Origin of the sequence: Mycobacterium sp. 852013-51886_SCH5428379 (assembly GCF_001665575.1) — a bacterium.
GTDB lineage: Bacteria > Actinomycetota > Actinomycetes > Mycobacteriales > Mycobacteriaceae > Mycobacterium.
The window spans coordinates 32084-46386 of record NZ_LZSU01000005.1 but is presented as its reverse complement, the minus strand read 5'-3'; the positions used below and the strand labels follow the sequence as shown (position 1 = coordinate 46386).

The window sequence follows — 14303 nt, the reverse complement described above, 5'->3', positions numbered from 1 at the left end:
CGCGGCCCGCTAGCGGGCCGGCGGCCCGGGCTTGCTCCCGGCGGCGTCGCGGCGCCGGGCCGCCATCCCGGCCAGCGCCTCGAACACCACCCGGTGCGCGGCGTTGACGGTGAGTTCGGCGTGGTCGTAGGCCGGCGCGACCTCCACGACGTCTACCCCGGCGACGTCGTGCTCGTAGCAGAGCTGGCGCACCATGCGGAGCAGATCCGCACTGGTGATACCGCCCGGCTCCGGGGTACCCGTGCCGGGCGCGTGGGCGGGGTCGAGCACGTCGATGTCGACGGAGACGTAGAGCTTGTCGGCCTTGGCCAGCGCCTCGGCCACCGCGTCGCGCATGACTTCCTTGAAGCCGCGCTCCCAGATCTCCTGCATGGTGTGCCAGGTCATGCCCTGTTCGAGCATCCACTCGAAGGTGTCCTGCGGCGGCCAGTAGCCGCGCAACCCCACCTGGACGAAATGCGTGCCGGGCACGGCGCCCGACTCGATCAGCCGGCGCATCGGCGTGCCGTGGCTGGCCAGGTTGCCGTCGATGATGTCGGCGGTGTCGGCGTGTGCGTCGAAGTGGACGATGCCCACGTTGCCGTAGCCGTGCGCGTCGGCGACCGCGGTGGCCGCGGGCCAGGTGATCGAATGGTCGCCGCCGAGGATCACCGGCACGATTCCCCGGGACGCCACGGCGTTCACCCGTTCGCGAATATTGTTGTGCGACACCTCCGTCTGCCCGTGCGGGCACCAGGCGTCACCGAAGTCCACCACCTCGAGCCAGTCGAAGATCTCCAGCCCGAGATCCATGTGGTAGGTGCCCGGTTCGTAGGCGGTGGCCCGGATGGCACGGGGTCCGAAGCGGGCGCCGGGCCGGTTCGTGGTGGCGATGTCGAACGGGGCGCCGACGATCGCGACGTCCGGCCGCCAGGCGTCGAGTTGCGCGGTCTCGGTCAGGAACGGCCGGTGCCCGAACGACGCGAGCCCCGCATAGGGCAGGTCGAGTTGTTCGGCCATCCCGGGCGGAAGTTCACGTGCCGGCTCGTCATGGTGGTGGCCCATGCGCTGAAGCTACCGCCCGCCGAAGCGGTTCGCGTGCCGATCAGCGAGCCGCCGACAACGCCGCGCGCATCGTGTCGGGCACCGCGTGTTTGGTCCAGTCCGCGGCCGAGACCACCACGTAGACGGTGCGGCCGGTGACGGCGGGGGAACCAGAGCGCAGCACCGTGAACGCGATCGTGAAGCTCGTCGTGCCGACCCGCTCGCACCGGACCTCGACGGACACGTCGTCGCGCCAGCGGACCGGGGCCGCGTAGTCGATCTCGGTGTGGACGACCTGGAAGTCGACGCCCTCGGCGATCAGCGCGGGGTAGGAGATGCCGATGTCGTCGAGGAACGCCGTGCACGCCTCGTCGAACCAGGTGAGGTAGTGCCCGTTGAAAACCACGCCCTGCTGGTCGATCTCGGCGTATCGCGGCACGATCGGCATGGTGAACGGCACCGGCTCACGGTAGCGCGACGCCGCCGTCCGGCAGACTGAACACCGTGCAGCTGATCACCCTCGACGACATCCGCGCCGCTGCCGAGCGCATCCGCGGCGACGTGTTCCGCACCCCGCTGATCCCCGCGGCGTGGGCCGGGCCGGTCTGGGTGAAGGCGGAGAGCCTGCAGGCCATCGGCGCGTTCAAGGTTCGCGGCGCGTTCAACGCGATCGGCCGGCTGGACCCCGCGGTACGCGCCCGCGGGGTGGTCGCCTATTCGAGTGGCAACCACGCGCAGGCGGTCGCATACGCGGCGGCGCGCCACGGGGTGCCCGCCCACATCGTGATGCCCGAGGAGACCCCCAACGTCAAGGTGGCCGCCACCCGCAGACACGGTGCGGAGGTGGTGCTGTGCGCGGCCGGGCAGCGTGAGGCGGTGGCGGCCGAGGTGGTGCAGCGCACCGGCGGCGTGCTGGTCCCGCCGTTCGACCACGTCGACATCATCGCGGGGCAGGGCACGCTCGGACTCGAGATCGCCGAGGATCTGCCCGAGGTGGAGAACGTGTTCATCCCGGTCAGCGGCGGTGGCCTCGCCTCCGGTGTGGGTACGGCGATCAAGGCGCTGTGCCCGACGGCGAAGGTCTTCGGGGTGGAACCCGAACTCGCCGGCGACACCGCCGAGGCGCTGCGCACGGGGAGGCGGGTCGACTGGTCGATCGAGGACCGCAACCGCACGATCGCCGACGGGCTGCGGTCGCAGCCGTCGGAGCTGACGTTCGCCCATCTGCAGCAGGTGCTCGACGACGTCGTCACCGTCAGTGAAGACGAGATCCGCGGCGCGGTACGGGATCTGGCCGTGCACTCCCATCTGGTCAGTGAGCCCAGCGGGGCGGTGGCCCTGGCCGGATACCGCCACCTCACGCCGGGCGGTCGGACCGCGGTGGTGCTGTCCGGGGGCAACATCGAGACGGCGCTGCTGCGCGAGATCCTGGCCGGCGCATCCGGATGACGCCGGGCAGCCGGCCGCTGCGGGTGCTGCTGCGCCTGGCCATCGTGGCTGCGGTGGTGACCGCGGTGGTGATCGTCGAGCTCTCGTCACGCTCGGGTGTGCTGTGGCGGCTGATCACCTTCACCTACCAGGCGAACGTGCTCGCCGCGGCGTTCTACGTGGCGACGCTGCTCTCGCCGCGCGTGGATGCGCGGGCGGTGCTGCGCGGAGCGGTCGTGGTCTACGTCGTGGTCGCCGGACTGGTCTGGAACCTGTTCCTGACCGACTACAGCATGGGTTACACGCCGGCGAATTTCCTGCTGCACGTCGTCGTGCCCGTCCTCGCCGTCGCGGAGTGGGCGCTGGCCGTCGGCACGCAGTCGTCGCTGCGGTGGTGGCACCCGTGGGCGTGGTTGGTCTATCCGGCCGCCTACGTCGCCGTGGCGCTGGCCGTGCTGAACCGCGCCGGGCGCCGCGCGCCCTACTACTTCCTCGATCCGCAGACCGTGGGCACCGCAGCGGTGGCGGTCAACATCGGTCTGCTCGGGGCGATCTTCGTCGGCCTCGGCTACGCGCTGATGGCGGTCGGCCGCACCGCGGCCGCGGTCGGTAAGCGCGCGCAGCCGGATCCGACGTGAAACGTTCGGGGCCTGTTCGGACGATGAACAGGCATGGGAATGCGTGAACTCCGTCCGACGGACCCCGCCGCCGCACCGACCTACACTGGCGCCATGGTGCGCACGGTAGGGCGGTCGGCCGCCGCGATCGTCGGGAGCCTCGCCGTGTTGTTCTCCGGTGCGCTGGCCGGACCTGCGGCGACGGGATCGGCCGCAGTGAGCACACCGCTCGCGGTGGCCTCGGTTCAGCCCGCCGCCGGTCAGGTCGTCGGCGTCGCGGCGCCGGTCACCGTGCGCTTCGCCGGCCCGGTCGGCGATCGCGCCGCCGCCGAGCGCAGCATCACCTTCGACTCACCCGCCACCCCCGACGGGGACTTCAGCTGGTTGAGCGACGACACCGTCGAGTGGACCCCGAGCGGCTTCTGGCCCGCCCACTCCACGATCTCGGTGCGTGCGGGCGGTGCCGCGCCGTTGAGCTTCCAGACCGGCGCCACCGTGCTCGGCGTCGCCGATATCGACGCCCACACCTTCACCGTCAGCATCGACGACGAAGTGGTCCGCGAGATGCCCGCGTCGATGGGCAAACCGGGGTTCGCGACGCCGGTCGGCAGCTTCCGGGTCCTCGGCAAGGAATCCGTCGTGGTGATGGATTCGCGGACCATCGGCATCCCGCTCGACGACCCCGAGGGTTACAAGCTCACGGTGTACGACGCGGTGCGCATCACCTGGGGCGGCGTCTACGTGCACGGCGCGCCGTGGTCGACCGGATCGCAGGGCTACGCCAACGTCAGCCACGGGTGCATCAACCTCAGCCCCGACAACGCCGACTGGTACTTCAACACCGTGCGGATGGGCGATCCGGTCATCGTGCGGTCGTGATCGGACCCTGCTCGCCGTAGAGGTTCTTCGCGGTCGGTGAGGTGGCGGCCGATCCGGCGTCGGGACACGTGCCCAGCACCCGGTCCGCAGTCCCCGAAGTTGTCACCGTGAACCAGTAGTGCTCGTTTTTGAAGTGGTGCAGTCGATGGTTGCGCCACACCGCGCGGTACGCCGCCGATTTCGGCTTGTAATCGCTGTGGATCAGAAAGTGGCACCACTCGTAGGCGAGCCCGATCAGCGCCAGCGCGACGAGGAACGTCAGCCCGAGGGCCGGCCGCGGGAATGCCAGCAGGGCGACCGCCACCGCGGCGGCCAGCAACCACAGCAGCGTCTGCCACGGGATGAGCACCAGCGGCACGTCCCGGGGGTCGACGTGGTGCGCACGGTGTTTGCGCGCCACCAGCGGATCCAGCCGCAGCGGCCCGATCCGGCGCGGCCGCCAATGCAAAACGCATACGTGCACCAGCCACTCGACGAACGGGAAGGCCGCCAGCATCGCGAGCGGAACCAGCGCGTCGGTGATCTGCCAGTCCGCCAGACGGACACGGGCGACGGACGCGCCGAGCAGGACGGCGCCGATCACCCACGGGCTCGGATGACGCCGGAACTCCCGCAGCGCGTCGGTCAGGGTGAAGGCGGTCCGGTTCACTGGTCCTCCAGGCTCTGCAGTGCGGTCAGCAACGCGGTGGTGGCGGGTTCGAGCAGGCGTTCGGCCGCGTGCCGCGCCGCCGCGGGATCGCCGGCGGCGATCGCATCGACGATCGTGCGGTATGCGTCCGGTCGGCCCACCTCTGCGGCCATCATCGTGGCCAGGGCGGGCAAGGCGGGTTCGTAGGTCGCGCGCAGCGTGTTGTACATCAGCCGGAATGCGATCGAATCGGCGCCGTCGACGACCAGATCCCAGAAGTCGAGGGCGTGCCGCTGGGCGACGACGGCGTCGGGCTCGTCGGCCAGCTCGGTCACCACGGTCCGGAGCCGGTCCGGGAGGTCCTCGGGACGGCGCTGTGCGGCGAGTTCGGCGACCTTGGGCCCGTTGTGCAGCCGGGTCTCGAGGATGCTGCGGACGACGGCGAGATCGGGTGCGCCGCCGTGCATCAGCAACCGGGGGAGGAGATCCAGCCCGGCGGTCCGGCGGTAGTCGCGCACCGTGGTGGCGTCGCCCTGGCGGACGTCGATCAGCCCCGCGGACGACAGGCGTTTGAGCGCTTCGCGCACCGCAGGCCGAGACACCCCGAGCACCTCGGCGAGCCTGCGCTCGCTGGGTAGGGCCTCGCCGGGCCGCAGGTCGCCGCTGAGCACCTCGGAGATGATCTGGTCGAACACGTCCTCGGGAACGGAACGTCGATTCACCGGTTGCAGAGCCACGGCTCCACCATGGCACCGCACCGGTCAAGAGGTCAAGTGGTCAGACCACTAGCAGCGGGTCTCGATCCGGAAGGTCGCATTCGCCTCGCCGGTGGGATCGTCTGCGAACGACCCTTCGGCCTGGCCGGTGATGGTGATCTTGTCGTTCGCGATGGTGGCCTTGCCCTCGCCGACGGTGCCCTGCCAGAACGAGCCGGTGAAGCCTTCGAGGTCGCGAATCTGCACCGAGTGGGCGTCCACCCCCTCGCCCGTCTGGATGGACGCGCTGAAGCCGGGTTTGGCCTCGTCGAACGTCGAGATCAGCCACGTCCACCCGGCCTGGCTGCACTCGACGGGATACTTGCTGCCGCTGCCCTCGCCGTTGACGGTCACCTCGGCGGTTCTGGCGCCCAGTGCGGGCTCCGGGCTGCTGCAGGCGCCCAGCAGGCCGACCGCCGAGGCGGCGAGTACCGCGATGATCCGGTTGTCCACGAAGCCACCCCTGTTCCGTTCGATCACTTCGGCCCCCTCAATTTTCGGGTGACCTTCCCTGCGCTTTCGCCAAGCAAACCAGAGCAGCGGCCGTGGCATCGTCGGCCGGCAGAAATGTTTCCACACTGAGTTCGGCGGCGGTCGGATCCAAGGCCGTTCCGAACGTCGTCACCGTGCTGAGGAAGCTGAGCGGATCGCCTCCGGCCGTGGACATCTCGAGTCGGACGGCCACCGCGCCGGTGTCCGAGGGCGGTGCTATCGGCCCGGGATAAGACTCCAGTTCGGTCAGCAGCTCCCGAAGCTCGGCCGACGCACAGGCCCGCACTTCGCGGCGTAACCGGCTCAGCAGGTGGTGGCGCCATTCGCCGAGGTTGACGATCCGCCGTGCCAGCCCGTCGGGATGCAGGGCGATGCGTAGGGCGTTGGGTCGCTCGAGAAGTGCGGGCGACACCCCGTCGAGGAGAACGCCCGCGGCGTCGTTGGTCGAGACGACGTTCCACTGCCGGTCGACCGCGACACAGGGAAACGGTTCGTGGGCGGCCAGGACGCGGGCGAGACCGGCCCGCACCACTGCGAGATCCGGATGATCCAGCGGGCGTTCGGGATACATCGGCGCCAGCCCGGCCGCGATCAGCAGCTCGTTGCGCTCGCGCGGCGGAACGTCGAGGGTCTCGGCCAACCGCAGCACCATCACCCGGCTCGGTGTGGACCGGCCCGTCTCGACGAAGCTGATGTGCCGGGCGGACACGTCGGCCGCGAGCGCCAGCTCGAGCTGGCTCAGCCGGCGCCGTTCCCGCCAGACGCGCAGGGCCCGGCCGAACGGCGCGATCGCGGGATCGGACGACGCTGAGACGCTCACCGGGTCAGTCTGACCGGCGATGGGCGGCGCGGCCATTACTTCGCAGGTAATTGCGGCCATTACCGGTGGTGGGAGACGGTGGTGATGTCACCGACGAAGGAGTGGCTCATGCAGACGAGTGGGAACGAGCAGCCGATTCCGCGTTGGTTGCGGTTGGTGATGGCGTGCGACCGCACCGGCTCGGCCTGGTACATCGGTACCGGATTCTTCTTCGCGCCGGTGTTGGCGGTCGTGTCGCCGTGGCCGACGGTCACGACGGCGCTGTGGGTGGTGATCGCGCTCGCGGGCCTGTGGCTGGGGGTGCTCGGCATCGCGATGGCGGTGGGCCTGGCCATGGTGCTGCGGTCGGAGACCGAGATCCCGGAGGACTACTGGCGGACGCTCATCGACTACCCGGTGACTACCGGTGCGCCGCAGTCGTCTTCGACGCGCCGGTGTAGTCGACCTGCCAGTGTTTGATGCCGTTGAGCCAGCCCGAGCGCAGCCGCTCGGGTTGGCCCAGCGGGGTGATGTCGGGCATCTCGTCGGCGATTGCGTTGAAGATCAGGTCAATGGTCATCCGCGCCAGATTGGCGCCGATGCAGTAATGCGCGCCGGTGCCGCCGAAGCCGACATGGGGATTGGGATCGCGCAGGATGTCGAACCGGTACGGATCGGTGAACACGTCCTCGTCGAAGTTCGCCGAGCGGTAGAACATCACCACCCGCTGACCCTTCTTGATCGGCACACCGGACAGCTCGGTGTCCTGGAGCGCGGTGCGCTGGAAGGAGGTGACCGGCGTCGCCCACCGGACGATCTCGTCTGCCGCGGTCGCCGGACGCTCCCGTTTGAACAGCTCCCACTGATCGGGGAACTCGGTGAACGCCATCATTCCCTGGGTGATCGAGTTGCGCGTGGTCTCGTTGCCCGCAACGGCCAGGAGGATGACGAAGAAGCCGAATTCGTCGTCGGAGAGCTTGTGTCCTTCCACATCGGCCTCAACGAGCTTGGTGACCAGATCGTCGCCCGGATTCGCAGCCCGGTCGGCGGCCATTTGCATGCCGTACATGATCAGCTCGACCGAGGCGCCCATCGCGTCGTTGCGGGCGTATTCCGGATCCTGGTCGCCCACCATCTGATTGGACCAGTCGAAGAGCTTCATCCGGTCTTGCTGCGGCACCCCCATCAACCCCGCGATCGCCTGCAGGGGCAGCTCACAAGAGACCTGCTCGACGAAATCCCCGGAGCCGGCCGCCTTGGCGGTCTCCACGATGCGGTGCGCGCGCTCACGCAACTCGGCGCGCAGTGACTCGACGGCCCGCGGGGTGAAGGCACGCGAGACTATCTTGCGCAAATGGGTGTGGTGCGGCGCATCCTGGTTCAACAGGACGGCTTTCCCACCCTCGATCGATGCCGGCTCAGCGCCCTCGCGGTAGCGCGGCAACGCCGTCTTCACATTGCTGGAGAACACGTCGCTGCGCCGCGAGATCTCCTTGACGTCTTTGTGTTTGGTCACCACCCAGTAGCCGTCGTCGTCGAACGGCTCGTTCCCCGAGGTCTGTTCGTTCCACCAGATCGGCGCCACCCGGCGCATCTCGGCCAGCTCGTCGACCGGTAGGCGCTCGGCGTAGATGTCGGGATCGGTGAAGTCGAAGCCCGGTGGAAGGTCCGGGCGCTGGACGCCGCTGGTGCTCAAGCCGCTGCCGCTCACGACCATGGGCATCTCCTCAAGATGGTCCTCGTGCCGTCGGCTTTCGAGTACACCACCGGCGAGCCGGGCAGGGCGGCGGTTCGCGGAAAACGGGTCGCGCTTCGGGTGGCACTGGAGCCACAGCTGTAACAAAATCAGAGCGGTTGAAGAAGAACCCCGTAGTCAAGCGGCTGACATGAAAGGGAGACCTGCGGTGGCGAGAGATCTTCGACGGGTGGTGTCGTCAGCGGCCGCGTACGCGGTGATGGGTATCGGGCTCGGCGTCGCCGCCGTGCTGTCGGCACCCACCGCAGCGGCCGAACCGGTGGCCTCACCCGAAATCCCGGCACCGGCACCGGCACCGGCACCGGCACCGGCCCCCGCACCCGGCGACACCGTTGCGCTCGCCGCAACCCCCGCCGGCCCCGCCGAGGTGCCCCACCTGCTCAGCCCGGAGAACCCGCCGCCGGGGACATCGACGACGCCGGTGGAGCCGTCGGGTAGCCGCGGGCTGTCCTACCTCCGGGATCTGTGGCACGCCGTACAGACCCAGGAGGTCAGCGGCGGCGACGCGCTCTTGCTGCTGACCCAGCGCCCACTCGATGCGAACGCCGCCCCGCCGCCGGGGCTGCCCGCCGGGCCTCAGCCGCCCGCGCCGCCCGCGCCGCCCGCCGCACCGGTGGCGTCGGCCGCGGCGCCGCTGCCGCTGCCGTAGCGGGATCGGTCGAACGTCACCGGCAAGAGAGGACTTTCGGCCCCAGCGCGACCCGGCCGACGCTGCCTACGCTGCGGTCATGACCTACGTGATCGGTAGTGCCTGTGTCGATGTCGTCGAGAAATCCTGTCTCGAGGACTGTCCCGTCGACTGCATGTACGAAGGTGACCGCAAGCTCTACATCAACCCGGACGAGTGTGTGGACTGCGGCGCCTGCAAACTGCAGTGCGAGGTCGACGCGATCTACTGGGAGGGCGACCTGCCGGAGGACCAGAAGCAGCACCTGACCGACGACGCGGCGTTCTTCTCCCAGATTCTGTCGGGGCGCCAGGCACCGCTGGGCAATCCGGGCGGCGCCTCGGCGCTCGGGCGGATCGGGGTCGACACGCCCCTGGTCGCCGCCATGCCCAGAGCGGGTGGCTAGTCCGACGACCAGTCGTTGTTCGGTGCGTAGTACTGCAGCATCGGCTGCCGGTGCAGCGTCTTACCGCCCTCGGCCACGAGGAGCTCCGCCGAGGACACGTCGTAGACCACGTCGCCGTTGGCGGCGGTGAAGCCGCCGGAGTCGTCCGCGGTGGCGGTCAGCATCAGCGCCGACTCGTCGCTCAGGCGTACTCCGCGATACTGCAGTTCGCCATCGGGCGCCTTGCAGATAGCGACCAGCGCCTCCGTGGTGCGGCCGAAGGCGACCGCCGCGGCCGACCCCTGGCAGTACGCGGCGGTGCCGACGTAGCCGTTGTGATCGGTGGCGATGTTCGGCTGGGCGGCGGCCGGCGATGCGATCGCCAGAGCGCCTGCCGCGCCGAGGAATCCGACCGCGGTCCGGGCACGGACGGTCCGACGGGTGTGCGGTTGCGCGGGCATGCGGGCAGGGTAACCCGCACGGCGGCGCGGACATCGGAGGCGCGGCCGTGCGGGTCAGGGCGGATCAGACGCCTGCGGCCTCGTTGAGGGTGTTCAACGTCGTCGTCGCATCGAGGTACTCCTGCACCCAGCGCTCGATGACCGTGGAGGTCTTCTCGACCTTGGTGAACTGCCCGACCACCTGACCGACCGGGTTGAACGCGACGTCCACAGTCTCGTTCGGGTACTTGTGGGTCGCGGCGACCGCGAGCCCGGACACCATGAACTGCAACGGCATTCCGAGCGGCTTGGGGTTCTCCGGATTCTCCCACGCGTCGGTCCAGTCGTTGCGCAGCATGCGGGCGGGCTTACCGGTGAAGGAGCGGCTCCGGACGGTGTCCCGGCTACCCGCCTTGACGTAGGCCTGCTGCTGCACCGGGGTGTTCTCGGCCTCCTCGACCATCAGCCACTGGGAGCCGGTCCACGCGCCCTGTGCGCCGAGAGCCAGCGCGGCGGCGATCTGCTGGCCACTGCCGATTCCGCCGGCGGCCAGCACCGGCACCGGGGCCACCTCCTTGACCACCTGCGGCCACAGCACGATCGAGCCGACCTCGCCGCTGTGCCCACCGGCCTCGCCGCCCTGGGCGATGATGATGTCCACACCCGCGTCGGCGTGCTTGCGTGCCTGGCTGGGCGACCCGCACAGCGCCGCGACCTTGCGGCCGGCGGCGTGGATGTGCTCGATCATGTCGGCGGGCGGGGTGCCGAGCGCGTTGGCGATCAGCGTCATCTTCGGATGCTTCAGGGCGATCTCGACCTGCGGGGTGGCGGTGGCCTCGGTCCAGCCGAGCAGGCGCAGGGTGCTCTCGTTGTCCTCGTCGGTCAGGGGGACCCCGTGATCGGTCAGGACTTTCTTGGCGAAGTCCAGATGCTCCTGCGGGACCATGTCGGCGAGCATCTTGCCCAGCTCGTCGGCGGACAGGTTGGAGTCCATACCCTCGTACTTGTTGGGCACGACGATGTCGACGCCGTAGGGGTGGTCGCCGATGTGCTCGTCGATCCAGTTGAGTTCGATCTCGAGCTGCTCCGGCGAGAAGCCCACCGCGCCGAGCACGCCGAAGCCGCCGGCCTTGCTGACGGCCACCACGACGTCGCGGCAGTGGGTGAAGGCGAAGATCGGGAACTCGATGCCGAGCTCGTCGCAGATGGGCGTGTGCATGCGCACTCCTAGAAAGCGGTCGGCGAATTGGAACGTGTTCTAGTTTAGTACGGATTCGGGGTGTTGCGACCGGCGGGTTCGCCGACACCGGCGCGGCACGTGATGATGGTGCGGTGTCCCGGCTGATGACCCTGCCCGAGTCCGTGGCCGAGATCGGCGGCGGACCCGGCGGCCCGCGCATCGGCGCATTCTTCGACCTCGACGGGACCCTGGTCGACGGATTCACCGCGACCGCCCACGCAGGCGACCGCATCCGCAGGCGGCAGGCCAGCATCGGCGAGGTGCTCGGCGTCATGGAGGCCTCGCTTCGCTACCGGTTCGGCCGCATGCAGTTCGAGCGGCTGGTCGTGCGCGCGGCGGGTTACTTGCGCGGCGAATCGCTGGCCGAGCTCGACGTGCTCGGAGAGCGCTTGTTCGTCGACCGGGTGGCGGCGCGGGTCTACCCGCACATGCGCGAGATCGTCGCGGCCCACCAACGCCGCGGCCACACCGTCGTGCTGAGCAGTTCGGCGCTGACGATCCACGCCGAACCGGTCGCCCGGTTTCTCGGCGTCGACGAGGTGCTGTGCAACCACTTCGCCGTCGACGCCGGGGGACGACTGACCGGCGACGTGGTGCGGCCGGTCATCTGGGGTCCGCAGAAGGCCAGCACGGTCGAGCGGTACTGCGCGGAACGCGACGTCGACCTGGCCGCGAGCTGGTTCTACGCCGACGGCGACGAGGACGCCGCGCTGATGGCCCTGGTAGGCCACCCGCGGCCGGTCAATCCCCGCCCCGGATTGGCGGCCACGGCGGCCCGGCGGAACTGGCCGGTGCTGCGACTGGCCCGGTTGCGCCGCAATGCATAGTTCAGAGCTGCTGCGTCACAACAGGATTCGCCGCCGTTTGAAGATCAGTCCGGTTGGGTAGCCTCGCGCTGTTCAGGCAGCAATATGAGGGGAGCGCAGGTGACGGCACGACGGTTGGCCATGGTGGTGGGAGCGATCATCCTCCTGGTCGGTGTGATCGGTCTGCTCGTACCGGTCTCGGCCTCCGATGGCGAACGCAGCGTCAGCTGCGGCAACGCGCTCGTCGCCGACAAGTCGGCTGCGCAGGCCGCCAACAATGACGGTGTCGCCAACGTGCCGATCCTCAACGAGCTCGTGCCGCACACCGACTTCGTCGCGCTGTGCGATTCGGCGGTCAGCAGCCGGCGCACCTGGACGATCCCGGTGGCGGTGATCGGTGCGCTCGTCCTCGTCGGGTCGGCGTTCCTCGGCGGACGCTCGGTCGGGGCCCGGCGACCATGAGCGGCGCGGCGAAACCCTGACGGTGGGGTAGCGGGCAGTGAGCATCACGCAGGCGTCCGCGCAGTCGGCCGACGAGGTCGAAGCGGCACGTCTACGCGCCGTCGCCCGCTACGCGATCCTCGACAGTCCCGCCGACGACGCCTTCGACCGGATCGCCAGGGTCGCCGCCCGCACGTTCGGGGCACCCATGGCGACCATCGCGATCGTCGACCGCGACCGGGTCTGGTTCAAGTCCGCGCACGGGGTGGGTCCGCTGGCCGAGGTGGAGCGCCGCGGCAGTTTCTCCGAGCTGGCGATCCGCGCCGACGGACCCACTGTCATTTCCGACACCCGCCTGGATCCGGCGACGTCGGGCAACCCGTTCGTCAGCGGCCAGTGGGGCGTGCGGTCCTACGTCGGCGCGCCGATCACCACCTCCGACGGCTACCGCATCGGCTCGGTCAACGTCCTGGACACCAGGCCAGGCGAACCGGCCGCCGCCCAACTCGAGACCCTCGCCGACCTCGCGGCACTGGCGATGGACCAGCTGGACCTGCGGCTGTCCGCGCTCGGTGCCGCCCGCGTCGGCGGTACGCCGTGGAACGGTGACGCCGAGGACAGCCTCACGGTGGCCGACTACGCCGCCGCGCTGCAACGCTCTCTGCTGCCGCCCTCGTTGCCGACCGTCGCCGGGTTGTCCCTCGCCGCGCACTACCACCCCGCGGCGGCGGCGTGGGTCGGCGGCGACTTCTACGACGTCTTCGCCCTCGACGGCACCCGCTGGGCCTTCTTCCTCGGTGACGTGGAGGGCCACGGCCCCGCCGCCGCTGCGGTGACGTCCCTGGTCCGCTACACGCTCCGCGCCGCCGCGCTGCACCACGACATTCCGACCGACGTCCTCGCCGAACTCAACTCGGTGCTGGTCAGCGATCCGAACGAGCGCAGATTCTGCACCGTGCTGTTCGGCACGGTGCTACCCCGGCACGGCGGCGGCTACCACGTCCGGCTGGCCACCGGCGGACACCTGCCCGCCCTCCTGCTCGATCCCGCAGCGGGCAGCGTGCGCCAGGTGCGCCCCGTCGGCGGCATGTTCGTCGGCGCGGTACCCGACGCCACCTTCGACGAATGTGCGGTGACGCTGCTTCCGGGCCAGACCCTGTTGCTGTACACCGACGGCATCACCGAGGCCAGGCGCGCCGAGGGCGGGCGATTCGGCGAGGAGGATCTGATCCGCCACGTCACCGCGCAGCTCGGACTCACCGCCACCCGGCTGGTGGACGATCTCGCCGAACTGGTGCTCACGCTGCGGCCGGACGACGATATCGCCCTGCTGGCACTGACCGCTGACCCGTGAGTAACCGGTACCTGGTTTAATCTGACACGGTTGCGCAAGCTGGATAGCGGGCGCGCCCGGCGCCGGATACGGCGCCGCTGGGATGTCTTGCCAGGTTCAGTCCACAGCCTGCGAGCATGACTGGCGTGCACGCTCCAGCACGGAAGCGAGCACCGCGGGAGGTAGACCATTGGAGGAACAGCGCGAAGCCGCGACCGGGGCGACCTCGGCAGCGGACGCGACGAACTGTGAGACCAGCGAGAGCTGGATCGACCGCAACGTCGTCGTCTCGGTGTCCGGGGTAGTCGACATGCTGACGGCGCCGCAGCTGGAATCAGCCATCCGGGCCGGTCTGGCTCAGAAGCCCGCGGGTGTGGTGGTCGATTTCTCCGCCGTGGAGTTCCTTGCCTCAGCGGGCATGGGCATCCTCGTCGCGGTACATGACGAAGTGGCTCCCGACGTGAAGTTCTGCGTCGTTGCCGAAGGCCCGGCGACCAGCAGGCCGCTCAAGCTGCTGGGCATCGCCGACATCATCCCGCTCTATGCGACGGTGGACGAGGCGATCGCCGCACTCAACGCTTAGGGGTCCGACGGGACGGGTATAGAACGACAGC

19 protein-coding genes are annotated in these 14303 nt (G+C 69.6%); 10 read left to right on the top strand and 9 right to left on the bottom strand.

Features of this window, described 5'->3' with window-relative positions; genetic code table 11:
• Positions 1 to 9: 9 nt before the first annotated feature.
• Complete coding sequence (speB, locus tag A5757_RS01015; RefSeq protein WP_066828102.1) at positions 10 to 1044, bottom strand: agmatinase; 1035 nt, start codon at positions 1042 to 1044, stop codon at positions 10 to 12.
• A 40-nt stretch (positions 1045 to 1084) separates the two neighbouring features.
• Positions 1085 to 1471, bottom strand: a complete 387-nt coding sequence (locus A5757_RS01010) for a thioesterase family protein (protein WP_066828128.1) — start codon at positions 1469 to 1471, stop codon at positions 1085 to 1087.
• Positions 1472 to 1527: 56 nt separating this feature from the next.
• Between A5757_RS01010 and A5757_RS01005 the strand changes: the two genes are divergently transcribed.
• The 3 genes from A5757_RS01005 to A5757_RS00995 all read left to right on the top strand — a co-directional run bounded on the left by A5757_RS01005 (position 1528) and on the right by A5757_RS00995 (position 3947).
• On the top strand, positions 1528 to 2472 hold the full coding sequence (locus tag A5757_RS01005) for a threonine/serine dehydratase (protein ID WP_066828101.1): 945 nt from the start codon (positions 1528 to 1530) through the stop codon (positions 2470 to 2472).
• Positions 2469 to 3089, top strand: a complete 621-nt coding sequence (locus tag A5757_RS01000) for a Pr6Pr family membrane protein (protein WP_066828100.1) — start codon at positions 2469 to 2471, stop codon at positions 3087 to 3089. The genes A5757_RS01005 and A5757_RS01000 overlap by 4 nt, the downstream gene beginning before the upstream one ends.
• Before the next feature lie 93 nt (positions 3090 to 3182).
• Positions 3183 to 3947: a L,D-transpeptidase family protein gene (locus A5757_RS00995; RefSeq protein ID WP_066828127.1), complete on the top strand. Its 765-nt coding sequence runs from the start codon at positions 3183 to 3185 to the stop codon at positions 3945 to 3947.
• Here the strand turns inward: A5757_RS00995 and A5757_RS00990 are convergent.
• Genes A5757_RS00990 through A5757_RS00975 form a run of 4 tightly spaced genes read right to left on the bottom strand, consistent with a single transcriptional unit; the run spans position 3931 to position 6678 of the window.
• Positions 3931 to 4596 carry a sterol desaturase family protein gene (locus tag A5757_RS00990; protein WP_066828099.1) on the bottom strand — a complete coding sequence of 222 codons (666 nt, stop codon included), beginning with the start codon at positions 4594 to 4596 and terminating at the stop codon, positions 3931 to 3933. The genes A5757_RS00995 and A5757_RS00990 overlap by 17 nt on opposite strands.
• Positions 4593 to 5312 (bottom strand): FadR/GntR family transcriptional regulator, encoded by a 720-nt coding sequence (locus A5757_RS00985; protein ID WP_066828098.1) that lies wholly within the window; start codon positions 5310 to 5312, stop codon positions 4593 to 4595. The genes A5757_RS00990 and A5757_RS00985 overlap by 4 nt, the downstream gene beginning before the upstream one ends.
• Before the next feature lie 48 nt (positions 5313 to 5360).
• A complete protein-coding gene (locus A5757_RS00980; RefSeq protein WP_066828126.1) occupies positions 5361 to 5783 on the bottom strand; it encodes a lipoprotein LpqH in 423 nt (140 codons plus the stop codon).
• A gap of 37 nt (positions 5784 to 5820) precedes the next feature.
• Complete coding sequence (locus A5757_RS00975) at positions 5821 to 6678, bottom strand: helix-turn-helix transcriptional regulator (protein ID WP_066828097.1); 858 nt, start codon at positions 6676 to 6678, stop codon at positions 5821 to 5823.
• A gap of 72 nt (positions 6679 to 6750) precedes the next feature.
• On the opposite strand from A5757_RS00975, the gene A5757_RS22625 reads away from it, so the two are divergent.
• Positions 6751 to 7101 (top strand): hypothetical protein, encoded by a 351-nt coding sequence (locus A5757_RS22625; protein ID WP_156618086.1) that lies wholly within the window; start codon positions 6751 to 6753, stop codon positions 7099 to 7101.
• Here the strand turns inward: A5757_RS22625 and A5757_RS00965 are convergent.
• Positions 7043 to 8338 carry a cytochrome P450 gene (locus A5757_RS00965; RefSeq protein ID WP_066828125.1) on the bottom strand — a complete coding sequence of 432 codons (1296 nt, stop codon included), beginning with the start codon at positions 8336 to 8338 and terminating at the stop codon, positions 7043 to 7045. The genes A5757_RS22625 and A5757_RS00965 overlap by 59 nt on opposite strands.
• A 187-nt stretch (positions 8339 to 8525) precedes the next feature.
• Here A5757_RS00965 and A5757_RS00960 point away from each other — a divergent pair, with 187 nt between their 5' ends.
• The gene (locus tag A5757_RS00960) at positions 8526 to 9026 is read left to right on the top strand and encodes a hypothetical protein (protein WP_066828095.1); all 501 of its coding nucleotides are present in this window, start codon (positions 8526 to 8528) and stop codon (positions 9024 to 9026) included.
• A 79-nt stretch (positions 9027 to 9105) separates the two neighbouring features.
• Complete coding sequence (gene fdxA / locus A5757_RS00955; protein WP_066828094.1) at positions 9106 to 9450, top strand: ferredoxin; 345 nt, start codon at positions 9106 to 9108, stop codon at positions 9448 to 9450.
• On the opposite strand, the gene A5757_RS00950 is transcribed toward fdxA, so the two are convergent.
• Positions 9447 to 9890, bottom strand: a complete 444-nt coding sequence (locus A5757_RS00950; RefSeq protein WP_066828093.1) for a hypothetical protein — start codon at positions 9888 to 9890, stop codon at positions 9447 to 9449. The two genes, fdxA and A5757_RS00950, sit on opposite strands and share 4 nt — an antisense overlap.
• Before the next feature lie 64 nt (positions 9891 to 9954).
• Entirely contained in the window at positions 9955 to 11088 is a 1134-nt protein-coding gene (locus A5757_RS00945) for a nitronate monooxygenase (protein ID WP_066828092.1), read from the bottom strand.
• Positions 11089 to 11213: 125 nt separating this feature from the next.
• Between A5757_RS00945 and A5757_RS00940 the strand changes: the two genes are divergently transcribed.
• From A5757_RS00940 to A5757_RS00925, 4 genes are all read left to right on the top strand, one after another.
• Positions 11214 to 11936: an HAD family phosphatase gene (locus A5757_RS00940; RefSeq protein WP_066828124.1), complete on the top strand. Its 723-nt coding sequence runs from the start codon at positions 11214 to 11216 to the stop codon at positions 11934 to 11936.
• A 99-nt stretch (positions 11937 to 12035) separates the two neighbouring features.
• Positions 12036 to 12377 carry an aminopeptidase gene (locus A5757_RS00935; protein WP_066828091.1) on the top strand — a complete coding sequence of 114 codons (342 nt, stop codon included), beginning with the start codon at positions 12036 to 12038 and terminating at the stop codon, positions 12375 to 12377.
• Between the two features lie 37 nt (positions 12378 to 12414).
• Positions 12415 to 13710 (top strand): PP2C family protein-serine/threonine phosphatase, encoded by a 1296-nt coding sequence (locus A5757_RS00930; protein ID WP_066828090.1) that lies wholly within the window; start codon positions 12415 to 12417, stop codon positions 13708 to 13710.
• A 169-nt stretch (positions 13711 to 13879) separates the two neighbouring features.
• Positions 13880 to 14272, top strand: a complete 393-nt coding sequence (locus tag A5757_RS00925; RefSeq protein WP_231983846.1) for an STAS domain-containing protein — start codon at positions 13880 to 13882, stop codon at positions 14270 to 14272.
• Positions 14273 to 14303 lie beyond the last annotated feature (31 nt).